Source organism: Vibrio quintilis, from assembly GCF_024529975.1.
Classification (GTDB): Bacteria; Pseudomonadota; Gammaproteobacteria; order Enterobacterales; family Vibrionaceae; genus Vibrio; species Vibrio quintilis.
The window spans coordinates 624072-637034 of record NZ_AP024897.1 but is presented as its reverse complement, the minus strand read 5'-3'; the positions used below and the strand labels follow the sequence as shown (position 1 = coordinate 637034).

The window sequence follows — 12963 nt, the reverse complement described above, 5'->3', positions numbered from 1 at the left end:
ACCTGGCGTTCTTATGAAATCGGTTATTACGAATATTTTTGTTTATAATTTTGTATATTATTGTACAAAATATATCTGACTGATTATCTTTTGTACTTATCTATATTATTTGGAACAGTAAGTTACCCCCTTTCTATTATTTTTTGAAGTATTAAAATGATGTTTGACGCCAACATATGAACTAAAGTCACAAACTTATAATCCGACACAAAAATTTAGTAAAAACTTTTTAAAAACTCTGTGTAAACTGCAGTTCACTTAATTAAGTTACTCTTTTATCCATTGTTAACGCACGGTAAAATACAAATGGAAATGAAAAACAATACGCCAGTTCCGGAGGTTCGGCCTCTGAATGTGGAGTTATTGGGAAAGCCTGTACATTTGATCCGGGAAAAACTGGAAACAATTATTTCCGGGTCATGTAATAAGCTGGCAACCGAATTACAGAACTGGCTTAAAAACCATCAAATTGATGTGAAGCTTGAATTTGTCGAACTACACTGGCTGAAACCAGCAGACATTGACAAACACTCAGTCACACAGTTTAAACATCAGGATGGCGGTACTTTATTTGTCAGTTTAGAAAATACGACGTTAGTCAAACTGGCAGACCGCTTTTATGCTGCTGATGTAGAAAGGCAGGAAAGTACATTAACTTCCAGCGATCTCAGATTGCAGGAACGCATCGGTAAATTAGTCAGCCAGTGGATTGCGCCGGGTGAAATGTGGGAAGTCAGCGAAAGTGAGATCGGCAGTGATGTCGGGCTTCGCGCAGTTGCGACCATCAAATATGGCGATCATGCCGGTCACCTTGCACTGATCATCGAAAGCAATCTGGTTCAGACGCTGATCAACGAACTTAATCTGGATCCGGCTCAGGATCTTTCTCCTCAGTTACACCGTTCTTTAGAAGCAACCCCCGTGCGCCTGAATGTGCTTCTCAGCAAGAAAACACTGCCTTTAAGTGATGTTCTGAGCTTAAAACCTGACGATATTCTTCCCATTGAACTTTTGTCGACAGTTCCCGTAAATATTGGCAATGAACACCTGTTTTCCGGACGTGTTTTTGAGCAGGAAGGGCAACTCGTGTTGACTTTAAACCCAACTAAGGAGTCTCAAAGATGACTGACACGATCATGAGTGATAATGCAGAAAAAACAACGATTGATGGCGAAGACATTAATTTCGATGACTTTCAGCTTGAAGACTTCGACACTGCTGCAACATCAGCAGAGCCGGTACAACAACATGCCGGACATGATTTGAATTTTTTTAAAAATATCCCGGTCACCGTCACCCTTGAAGTTGCAAGTAAAGAGCTTTCGCTGGGCGATCTGATGAAAGCGGGAGAAGGCTCAGTGATTGAGCTGGATAAAATGAATGGTGAACCACTGGATGTCAAAGTGAATGGTTCATTACTGGGTCACGCAGAAGTGGTGGTTGTAAATGACAAATATGGATTGCGTTTGATCGATGTGATTGATACTGCACTATCATCTGTTGAAGCATAACGGACTTCAAAGGCGATGGAAAAACAACGTTCCTTTTTGTGGTACTGGATGATGGGGATTGCGCTGCTTTTGCTGGCGCATTCTTCATTTGCAGCCGATAACGGCCTGACACTTTTCACGGTTTCGGATGGTGAGAGTCATCAGGAATACAGTGTTAAGCTGCAAATTTTGTTGCTAATGACAGCATTAAGCTTCCTGCCCGCCTTTATCTTGATGGCAACCAGTTTTACCCGGATTATTGTCGTACTGGCGATTCTCAGACAAGCGCTGGGACTGCAACAAACCCCGCCAAACCGGGTACTGGCCGGTATTGCGCTGGCTTTAACCATTCTGATTATGCGCCCGGTCTGGTCTGATATTTATCAGCATGCCTTCAAACCCTACGATGACGGTGAAATCACCCTGATGCAGGCATTTAAAACGGCTGAAAAGCCGGTACGGCATTTTATGCTGGCCCAGACACAGAAAAATGCACTGGAACAGATGTTGCGGATCGCTAATGAACCGGTAGATCAAAAAGCCGAAGATATTTCTTTTGCTGTTGTGCTGCCGGCCTTCGTGATCAGCGAGCTGAAAACAGCATTCCAAATCGGCTTTATGCTGTTTATTCCGTTTCTGATTATCGATCTGGTCGTCGCCAGTGTTTTGATGGCCATGGGGATGATGATGCTGTCTCCGTTGATTATCTCCTTACCTTTTAAACTGGTTGTTTTCGTTCTGGTTGACGGATGGGCAATGACCGTCGGTACATTATCGGCCAGTTTCGGATAGTGCAGAGAGGTTGCCTGTGACACCTGAATTAACGGTTACTCTGATATCAAATGCAGTCTGGACTGTGATCACCATGGTGGGTGTGCTGGTCGTACCCGGATTGATTGTCGGTCTTGGTATTGCAATTTTTCAGGCAGCCACCCAAATCAATGAGCAAACACTCAGCTTTCTTCCCCGTCTGATGGTCACGCTGCTGATGGTGATCTTTACCGGTCACTGGATGCTGCAAAAGATCATGGACCTGTTTGATTATCTGTTTCACAACATTCCGGGGATGATTGGCTGATGGAAATCTCTTTCGCACAGATTTCCAGCCTGCTCGGGCAACTCTGGTGGCCCTTTTTCCGCCTGGGGGCCGCTTTTTTATCGATGCCCTTCTTCGGCAATAGCATGATTCCCGTCTGGGTGCGCTCGTTGCTGGTGCTGTCCATCGTCACCATGACCGCGCCGCTGATGCCGCCGATGCCGGCGGTAGATCTGATGTCCCTGACGTCCTTGTTTCTTGCCTTTGAACAGGCGATTTGGGGGATTTTATTCGGCCTGATTCTGCACATGTTATTCGGCATCTTCACAATGCTGGGCCAGATCCTTTCCCTGCAAATGGGTCTGGGTATGGCCATGATGAACGATCCCATCAATGGTCAGTCGGTGGCAGTTCTCGGGCGCTTATTCGCTGTATTCAGTACCCTGCTGTTTCTGGCGCTTGAAGGACATTTGCTCATCATTGATATTCTGATTCAAAGCTTTCAGGTCTGGCCGGTCGGTTCCGGCATTACTGTTTTATCGTTAAAAGGCGTCATCTCTGTATTTGGCTGGATGTTTACTTCCGCCCTTGCCCTTGCGCTGCCAGCCATCGTTTCCATGCTACTGGCTAACATCAGTTTCGGGGTGATGAACCGGGCAGCCCCGAGCCTGAACGTTTACGCGCTGGGCTTTCCGATGACCATGTTACTGGGTCTGTTTAGTGTGCTGATTTCTGTCTCCGGGGTTCCCGGACGCTATACGGCACTGGTACACGACACACTCAGGTATATGGACCGTTTAATGCTGGGGGGAACATGAGCGATCAGGCATCCAGTCAGGATAAAACCGAGAAGGCTTCGCCCCAGAAAATTAAAAAGGCCCGGCAGGAAGGTCAGATTCCCCGGGCAAAAGAGTTCACCACAGCAACCATTTTTATGGCTGTGGCGATTTATTTTTACAGCCAGCTGCCGGTGATCTGGGAATACATTAGTGGTGTGTTCCGCTTCAATATGTCACTGACCAGAAGCGATCTGAATAACCCACAGCAGATGGTTGAACATCTGGGCAACAGTCTGGGCATCATCATTGAAATGATGATGCCCATGTTTATTGTCATCATCGTCGTCACGGTTGCCAGCAGTATGATACTGGGAGGCTGGATGTTCCGCCCGGCTTCTTTATTGCCCAAGATGAGTAAACTCAATCCAATCAGCGGTGTAAAACGTATTTTTTCATCCCGTTCAGCCGTGGAGCTGGTGAAATCGGCACTCAAGGTCAGCGTCATCTTCGGCATCCTTTACGTTTATCTTGATAATCATTTACAGCCGCTGATTGGCCTTCAGCGCCTGCCACTCGATCAGGGCGTGACCCTGATTATGAGCATTCTGTTTGAAGGCCTGCTGCTGATGGGGTTTGCCCTGCTGATTTTTGGCGTGATTGACATCCCGTATCAAAACTGGGAACACATGAAGGGGCTGAAAATGACCAAGCAGGAGCTCAAAGAAGAGTATAAAAATAACGAAGGGCGTCCTGAGATCAAACAGCGGATCCGCCAGATTCAGCAACAGTTTGCCCGGAGAAAAATCGATAAAATGGTGCCGGAGGCCGATGTGGTCATCGTCAACCCGACCCACTATGCGGTTGCAATCAAATATGATCCGGAGATCTCCGAAGCCCCGTTTGTCGTCGCAAAAGGCGTTGATGAAACTGCGATGCATATTCAGCGTGTCGCGCGGGATCACCAGGTTGAGATCATTCATTCTCCACCGCTCACCCGCTCTGTGTATTACACCACAGCCATTGAGCAGGCAATTCCGAACCAGCTGTATATTGCTGTGGCACATATTCTGACTTATGTGCTGCAACTCAAAGCATTCCGTCATGGTCAGGGCGAAAAGCCGCTGCCATTGCCGCGTTTTTCAATTCCAGACAATTTAAAACACTAACAACGTCATAAAATCAAGGACCTGTAAGCATGCTAGACCGGTTAAAACATCTTCAAAGCTCGAAAAAGGGATACCTCGGCATTCCTGTTGTCTTGTTGATGGTGTTAGCAATGGTGATTCTGCCTCTGCCACCATTGCTGCTGGATGCGTTATTCACCTTCAACATCGTTTTGGCAATCCTGGTCTTGCTGGTCAGTACCACAGCAAAAAGACCGCTGGATTTCTCGATTTTTCCGACCATCCTGCTGATTGCCACACTGCTTCGTCTGACGCTGAACGTCGCTTCTACCCGGATTGTACTTTTAGAAGGTCACAATGGTGGCGATGCGGCCGGTAAGGTCATTCAGGCATTTGGTGAAGTCGTTATCGGTGGTAACTATGTCGTCGGTATGGTGGTCTTCATCATTCTGATGATCATCAACTTCGTCGTGATCACCAAAGGTGGCGAGCGGATCTCTGAAGTATCAGCCCGCTTTACGCTGGACGCCCTGCCCGGCAAACAGATGGCTATCGATGCGGACCTCAACGCCGGACTGATCGATCAGGAAGCGGCCCGGCAGCGTCGCCGGGAAGTCGCTAACGAAGCGGATTTTCACGGTTCGATGGACGGTGCCTCCAAATTTGTCCGGGGGGATGCTGTTGCCGGTCTGATGATCCTGTTCATCAACATCATTGGTGGTGTCAGTATCGGGGTGTTCCAGTACGGTCTGCCCGCTTCAGAAGCATTTAAAACATTTGCATTGCTGACCATCGGTGATGGTCTGGTGGCTCAGATTCCGTCGCTGTTACTGGCGACTGCGGCCGCGATTATCGTGACCCGGATCAATGACAGCGACAATGACATGGCTGAGACCATGCAACGGCAGTTACTGGCAACACCGGCGACTCTGTTTACCGTTGCCGGTATCATGCTGGTGATCGGTATGGTGCCGGGCATGCCACATCTGGCGTTCTTCACCTTTACCGCAGTGCTGGCATTTGCCGGATGGCGACAAATGAAGCATCCGCTGCATGATGAACAGTTAGAGGAAGTCGAAGCCATTTCGCAAGCCATGCAGCAGGAGACCGAAGCCGCGCTGTCCTGGGATGATATTCCTCACGTCCATACGCTGGCGCTGGCATTAGGCTACCGGTTGGTTCACCTCGTCAATAAAGATCAGGGCGCCCCGCTGACACAGCGGATCCGGGGAGTACGTAAAAACCTCTCAGAACAAGCCGGATTTCTGCTGCCTGAAGTGAGGATCCGGGATAACCTCAGCCTGAAACCCAATCAATACACCATTGCACTCAATGGTGAAATTGTCGAGCAGGGAACGATCGAGCCGGATCGCCTGATGGCAATTGCTGTCGGAGAAACCTACGGGGAAATCGACGGCATTCTGGGCAGTGATCCCGCTTATAATTTACCGGCCGTCTGGATCGAGCATGATCAGAAAGCCAAAGCCTTGAATATGGGTTATCAGGTGGTTGATGATTCAACGGTGGTTGCCACGCATATCAGTAAGGTGATGAAAACCTATCTGTCTGAGCTGTTTAATCATGATGACGTCAATGAAATGCAGCAGCGGCTGGCCGCGCAGGCGCCGAAACTGGCTGAAGCGCTCGATGCAGCCCTGCGCCCGGCGCAACAGCTGAAAGTGTTCCGTCAGCTACTGCTGGATCAGGTGCCGCTGAAAGATATCCGCACCATCGCTAATACCATGCTGGAATCTTCTGAAAATACCAAGGATCCGATTTTGCTGGCCGCAGATATTCGCTGTGCCCTGAAACGAACGCTGGTCAATATGATCGCCGGCCAAAAACCGGAAATTCCTGTCTATACACTTTCCGATGAATTAGAACAAATGCTACTCACCTCACTGCAACAGGCCCAGGCCAGTGGTAGTGTGTTGCTTGACAGTTTCCCGGTTGAGCCGAATATTCTCAACCAGTTCCAGCAAAATCTGCCACTGATTAAGCAACAATTAAAGCAACAGGGTCTGGCACCGATTTTGTTGGTTATGCCGCAGCTCAGGCCGTTGCTTGCCCGTTATGCGCGAACTTTCTCGCAAGGACTGGCGGTATTGTCATATAACGAAATTCCCGAAAATAAACAGATAAATGTGGTAGGAAACCTTGGCTAATCTCACTTCGAATCAATCGCTATATCGCTTTTTGCGTAAACAGATAGAAGAGCAAATCGTCACTGAAGATGATCAGTTGATCTTTGATGCTTTTCTGAAAAATGACATTCAGCATGCATGTCAGCCGATCAGGGACATCTTCGACGATGACATTGAATATCAGCATCTGACGATTCGTTATGGATCCGAAGATGAAAATAATGTGTACAAGTATGATTTATCGGAGGAGTTCTCTTACTGTCTGGATCTGTTCAGTTTGATCATTGCCCTGCGTCAGGCACAATTTCAAACGGAAACTTTTCACCCGGATTTAATTAACAGTGTCGTGCTGCCAATCCGGGCCGAAGCGCTGTTATGGGGACCAGGAAAAACCATGCTGGAACAGGTGGCGCGTTTCCACAAGAAGATCTTTTTGCATGTCATCCTGTCACTGCAACTGGATTGTTCCACGGTTTCAAAAGAAGATGCGGAAATGCTGGTTCAGCTCATCCGGGGTAAAGACGAGGATAACCCGTTCCCGGTCTGGATTGAAATCAACAATCCGTCAGCTAATTTACAGTATGTGCCCTCCCTGAAACCGGACATGCTCAAAATATCAGTGCCGATGGCAACCAAAGAAGATCGCAGTGCGTTCCTGCCGATCATGCGTTTTCTGCGCCAGCAAAAAACCAAATGGGTGGCCGGCAGAGTCGCCAGCCAGGCTGAACTGAACCAGTACAAGTTACTTGGTGCGAGCCTGTATTTTGGCTATCTGACCGATCTGCCCAACCCGCTTTCATTCCAGTCTTATGAGAAGAAAAAAGAAGACTTCTGGTCTTAATCACATCACATAAAACCAGTTTTACGATCAATCAAGCAGATGATTTCACCATCATCTGCTTTTTATTTATACAAATATTTATAATAATTGATCAAACATATTATTCATCAGAATAATATACCAAATTCATATTTAATCATTCTCTCACTACGTCGCCTGTTTTATTCGGTATATCTTCCAAAAAGGAACAACGAATGAAACGACTACTTTTATCAACAATGATTCTGGCGAGTGTGCATGCTTACGCTACGATGGATTTAACCGACAGCGGTACTGAAAAAGAATACGAACTTTACGGTGCTTCAGCAAATGCTCAGGGAGAGTTTCATAATGCTTCTGTCAGAAATAGCCTCGCGACCTATTCGGGGAAATATGTCGTATTCTTTGTGGGAAACAACCACAATTATGATAGTGATGGGAAAATGGGATATTATGTCAAAAATACATTAGATGGCTCCATTACCCGAATTCCGGCTCCCAAAGGCATGGACGAAGATAAATTCAAACAAATGGCGGTTATCTCGATGACAGCCAATGGTCGCTTTTTAGTTTTAAGAAAAGGTGGATATAGCGACGAAATGGTATATTTGTACGACCTTAAAACCGGTGTCGCCAAACTCATTAACCGGGATATCAATGGCAATATTCCCAATATTCAAGCCCCAACTTACAGAGTTCTGGTCAGTGAAGATGGGAAATACGTATATTACGGATACAATGGTCCGGTTTTAGAGCATTCCTCACCAAAAATGAATCATGTTTATCTCTGGGATGTAGATCAAAACACCCGGACAAGAATTAACAAAGATATTCATGGTGATGATTTTTCAATGACAATATACACTCATGGGCTAAGGCGTATTTCCGGGGATGGGCGTTATCTGATTTACCAATCCAATGCCGACGTTGATGCTGAGAGAGTCAATGGCAATAAAAATAAAATGCAAATATACCTTTATGATCGCACAACAGGTAAAAGCCATACACTTTCTGTAGATCCTGACACCAATCAATGGATTCAGGCAACCATGCCCTCAATCAGTATTGATGGTCAATTCGCTACATATATTCAGGCATTTGATAAAATCAACCGGGTTGAGTTGAGCAGTCTTCATCGGGAAATCATAAGTCAGGATAATCAGGGGAAACAATTAAAACACTGCTCCTATCCATCTATTTCAACCAAAGGTTTAGCACTGGCGTTTACTTGTGATGAAAAAGCCTATTTATACGATTATACAGAGCAAAAATTACATATAGGCTCAATCTCTGAGGTTGATGGGCACAACTCTAAAACAGATTCAACGAACTACCTTCGTGTATTGGATCAGGGTAACGGGATGTACTGGCAAGCAAAAAATGCTCATTTACTCGAAGGAGAACCAAGTTACCCCGATTACCAAATCTACCTCTACCGCCAAAAACCGGGAACCACTGAATCTCAGATCTGTTTCAGTGATGATTATTAATTAAAGCCTCACTCAAGCAAAACCAACAAAGCAGATGATTTCACCCCTCATCTGCTTTTTATTTATCCAAATATTTATAATAATTGATCAAAAATATCATTCATCAGAATAATATACCAAATTCATATTTAATCATTCTCTCACTACGTCGCCTGTTTTATTCGGTATATCTTCCAAAAAGGAACAACGAATGAAACAACTACTTTTATCAACACTGGTTCTGGCAAGTGTGCATGCTTACGCTGCGATGAACCTGACAGATAATGTGACTGAAAAACAATACGAACTTTATGGTGCAACAGCGAATGCACAAAATGAGTTTAATGACGCATATAAATACAGCAACTTCGCAACCTATTCAGGTAAATATGTTGTTTTTCATTCAAGTCATGATAACAACTATAACAGCGAGGGAAAGTGGGGGCATTATGTCAAGAATACGCTGGATGGCTCGGTCACCCGCATCCCCGCACCTGAAGGAATGGATGATGAAAAATTCAGCAAAATGACAATCCGGACAATGACCGCAAATGGCCGCTTTCTGGTTATGGACAAAAGCGGATACAGAGACGAGCTGATATATCTTTATGATTTAAAGACAGGCAAAGCCCAAATTATCAACAGGGATATCAATGGCAATATTCCTGATGCTGTAATTACTGGCTACTGGGTTCACGTCAGTGAAGATGGTAAATATGTTTATTATAGCTACTATGGTGCGACTTTAGAGCATTCCTCACAACAGCAATACCAGGTTTACCTTTGGGATGTTGAAAAAAATATCCGAAAAAAAATTAATAAAGATGTCAATGGTAATAGTGTTAACTTTTCTATCTCCAATTATGGTCAGCGGCGGATCTCGGGCGATGGGCGCTTCTTAGTCTACAAAACTAATGCTCTTGTAAACTCCGATGTAGACAATACAATTAAAAATGCAAATACTTATATTTATGATCGAACAACAGGAAAAAGTCGCTTAATTTCATTTGACCCTGAAACAAACGAATACATTCAGGTTTCTATGCCTTCGATAAGTATCGATGGAACATTTGTCACCTATCTTCAGGGCCAACAAAAACTCGTTCGGGTTAATTTAAGCACATTACACAGGGAAATCATCACTAAAGATGAAAAAGGGAATCAACTTGAACATTGCGCATATCCCTCAATATCTTCTAATGGCTTAGCGCTCGCAGTTAACTGTGAGAAACAAGTCTATCTATATGATTATACAGAACATAAGATGCATAAAGGTTCCGTCTCAATGATTGATGGCAGCGATTCAAAAAAATCAGTTTATCGCTACGGACTACAAGTTCTGGATAAGGGTAATGGTATGCAGTGGCGATCTTCCGGAGCACATCTGTTACCGGGTGAACCGAATTCCTCGGCTGATTACCAAATCTACCTCTACCGCCAAAAACCGGGCACCACTGAATCTCAGATCTGTTTCAGTGATGATTATTAATTAAAGCCTCACTCAAGCAAAACCAAAAAAGCAGATGATTTCACCCCTCATCTGCTTTTTATTTATACAAATATTTATAATAATTGATCAGACATATTATTCATCAGAATAATATACCAAATTCATATTTAATCATTCTCTCACTACGTCGCCTGTTTTATTCGGTATATCTTCCAAAAAGGAACAACGAATGAAACGACTACTTTTATCAACAATGATTCTGGCGAGTGTGCATGCTTACGCTACGATGGATTTGACTGATGGTAAAACCGAAAAAGAATTTGAGTTATACGGTGCGACAACCAACTCACAAATGGAATTTAATAACGCGTATAAATACAGCCATTTTGCAACCTATTCAGGCAAATATGTCGTATTCCAGTCCAGCAATAAACATAACTATGATGATGAGGGAACCTGGGGGCATTATGTCAAAAATACACTGGATAATTCTGTCAGCCGCATTCCTGCACCAGAAGGAATGGATGAGACAAAGTTCAACCGGATGAAAATCAGATCAATGACATCCAATGGTCGTTTTCTGGTGTTAGATGGTGATGGATATAAAGGTAAGTTAATGTATCTTTATGATCTGAAAACAGGCAAAGCAGAGGTAATCAACCGGGATATCAATGGCAACTTACCGGATAGCGTGATTGTGAGTTATAAAATTGCGGTCAGCGAAGATGGAAAATATGTTTACTACGGTTACAACGGACCAGCCTTAGAAACTTCAACGTCCAGCTACGACTATCTCTACCTTTGGGATGTTACAAATAACACCCGAACAAAAATCAATTACGACATTGATGGCAATCTGACAAACTTCAAACTTTCATACGGACCAACGCAACGAATCATTTCCGGTGATGGGCGTTACTTAATTTATAAAGCAATCGCTGATGTCATCCCCGGCATGGAAAATAATCATCGCTATTACCAGATTTATGTCTATGACCGTATCACAAAGAAAAGTAAACTCATTTCCATCGATCCAAAAACTGGCAAAACAATTGATGCAAGTTTTCCTTCCATCAGTATTGATGGCAAATATGCCGTATTCTCAACAGTAACCAACCGCGTCCTGAAAGTCGATCTCAGTCATGATACGAATGTTCAGGATATCGATATGCAATATGACGGGAAAAAACTGACTACGTGTAACTACCCCACGGTCTCTGAAAACGGTACTTCCATTGCCTTCAGATGCCAAAAACAAGCCTATTACTACGATGCCGTTGAACAAACAATGCATCAGGCTTCAATATCACAGGTTGATGGTAAAGTTTCTAAAGATCGTGTAATTGATCCAACTGTACTCGACAATGGCAGCGGTATGTACTGGCGCTCTCAAAATGGCCACCTGCTGGAAGGCGAACCCACTGCATATCCCGATTCCCAAATCTACCTCTACCGCCAAAAGCCGGGCACAATGGAATCCCATATCTGCTACAGTGACGACTACTAAACTCAGTCAATCTCAGCATAGACCAAACCCGCGACACCGCGGGTTTTTGATAATTTACGCCCCACTGAACATTCCCGTCACTCACGAAAAAATAATTTATTTTCAGTTTTTTTTATTTTTTAGTTAATCCCCGCCAGTAAGTGTCCGCCTTTCATTATTGAACAAAGAAGCGGGTATCGCCCGATGCTTGAATAATGACGAAGCAACTATAGTGACAAAGCAAGGAGACTAAGATGGCTTTATCAATGCACACAAATTACGCGTCGTTGGTTACTCAGAATACGCTGAGCAGCACAAACGATCTTTTAACTACTGCGATGGAACGTTTGAGTACTGGTCTGCGCATCAACTCTGCTGCTGACGATGCTGCAGGATTGGCCATCTCAAGCCGTTTAGAAGCTCAGGTTCGTGGTATGACAGTTGCGAAACGCAACTCTCAGGATGCAATCTCTATGATGCAAACAGCTGATGGAGCCCTAGAAGAACTGACTAATATCGCTTACCGTATGAAAGACTTAGCAACACAGTCAGCGAACGATACTAACGGTCAGAATGAACGTGACGCTCTGCAAGCTGAATATCTAGAATTACACAATGAGATGGATCGGATTCTAAACTTTACAACTTATGGCGCTGGTGAAACACTACTTGTTGGCGGTAAACTGGCTTCTAATCTTACATTTCAGATTGGTGCCTCTAAAACTGAAACACTGGCATTTGATATGACTACTGAGCTAGGGAATATCGACACGAGTACTATTGGCTCTATTGGAACGAATGCTACTGATTCAAACACAGAAATTGGTGTGATTGATGATCTATTTAACGCTATCAACACAGCTCGTGCAAAACTAGGTGCAAACATCAACCGCTTAGAGCACACTATCAACAACCTGTCCAGCATTTCAGAAAACACTTCTGCTGCCAAAGGTCGTATCACTGATGCGGATTACGCAGTTGAAACATCAAACATGACTAAAAACCAAATGCTGGTTCAGGCGGGTACAAAAGTTCTGCAAAATACCAACCAAATGCCAAGCCTTGCGATGTCTCTGCTGGGCTAAGCAACACGATCCTTTTATTTATCTATATCTATGCCAAATTTATTTGGTCTTTGGCCTCCCGCTCCGGGGGGCCATTTTTT

The 12963-nt window shown here is 44.5% G+C and carries 12 protein-coding genes; all 12 read left to right on the top strand.

The genetic code is table 11. The annotated features are described in order from the left end of the window. Positions 1–306 precede the first annotated feature (306 nt). The 12 genes from OC443_RS03125 to lafA all read left to right on the top strand — a co-directional run bounded on the left by OC443_RS03125 (position 307) and on the right by lafA (position 12883). A complete protein-coding gene (locus tag OC443_RS03125) occupies positions 307–1125 on the top strand; it encodes a FliM/FliN family flagellar motor switch protein (RefSeq protein WP_073580955.1) in 819 nt (272 codons plus the stop codon). Between the two features lie 11 nt (positions 1126–1136). Further along, on the top strand, positions 1137–1511 hold the full coding sequence (gene fliN / locus OC443_RS03120) for a flagellar motor switch protein FliN (protein WP_073580980.1): 375 nt from the start codon (positions 1137–1139) through the stop codon (positions 1509–1511). A 48-nt stretch (positions 1512–1559) separates the two neighbouring features. Further along, positions 1560–2282 carry a flagellar type III secretion system pore protein FliP gene (gene fliP, locus OC443_RS03115; RefSeq protein ID WP_234976347.1) on the top strand — a complete coding sequence of 241 codons (723 nt, stop codon included), beginning with the start codon at positions 1560–1562 and terminating at the stop codon, positions 2280–2282. A 16-nt stretch (positions 2283–2298) separates the two neighbouring features. Next, positions 2299–2568, top strand: coding sequence for a flagellar biosynthesis protein FliQ (gene fliQ, locus OC443_RS03110; RefSeq protein WP_073580953.1), 270 nt, complete (start codon positions 2299–2301; stop codon positions 2566–2568). Continuing rightward, positions 2568–3344 (top strand): flagellar biosynthetic protein FliR, encoded by a 777-nt coding sequence (gene fliR / locus OC443_RS03105; RefSeq protein WP_073580952.1) that lies wholly within the window; start codon positions 2568–2570, stop codon positions 3342–3344. Before fliQ ends, fliR begins: the two co-directional genes overlap by 1 nt. After that, complete coding sequence (gene flhB / locus OC443_RS03100) at positions 3341–4471, top strand: flagellar biosynthesis protein FlhB (RefSeq protein WP_073580951.1); 1131 nt, start codon at positions 3341–3343, stop codon at positions 4469–4471. The genes fliR and flhB overlap by 4 nt, the downstream gene beginning before the upstream one ends. A gap of 29 nt (positions 4472–4500) precedes the next feature. After that, on the top strand, positions 4501–6594 hold the full coding sequence (gene flhA / locus OC443_RS03095) for a flagellar biosynthesis protein FlhA (protein WP_073580950.1): 2094 nt from the start codon (positions 4501–4503) through the stop codon (positions 6592–6594). Then, positions 6587–7414: an EAL domain-containing protein gene (locus tag OC443_RS03090; RefSeq protein WP_073580949.1), complete on the top strand. Its 828-nt coding sequence runs from the start codon at positions 6587–6589 to the stop codon at positions 7412–7414. Before flhA ends, OC443_RS03090 begins: the two co-directional genes overlap by 8 nt. Positions 7415–7608: 194 nt before the next feature. Beyond that, positions 7609–8883, top strand: coding sequence for a TolB-like translocation protein (locus OC443_RS03085; protein ID WP_143169253.1), 1275 nt, complete (start codon positions 7609–7611; stop codon positions 8881–8883). A gap of 190 nt (positions 8884–9073) precedes the next feature. Then, complete coding sequence (locus OC443_RS03080; protein ID WP_073580947.1) at positions 9074–10351, top strand: TolB-like translocation protein; 1278 nt, start codon at positions 9074–9076, stop codon at positions 10349–10351. 190 nt (positions 10352–10541) lie between these two features. Beyond that, the gene (locus OC443_RS03075; protein WP_143169252.1) at positions 10542–11819 is read left to right on the top strand and encodes a TolB family protein; all 1278 of its coding nucleotides are present in this window, start codon (positions 10542–10544) and stop codon (positions 11817–11819) included. Positions 11820–12052: 233 nt separating this feature from the next. Beyond that, complete coding sequence (lafA, locus tag OC443_RS03070) at positions 12053–12883, top strand: lateral flagellin LafA (protein ID WP_073580934.1); 831 nt, start codon at positions 12053–12055, stop codon at positions 12881–12883. Positions 12884–12963 lie beyond the last annotated feature (80 nt).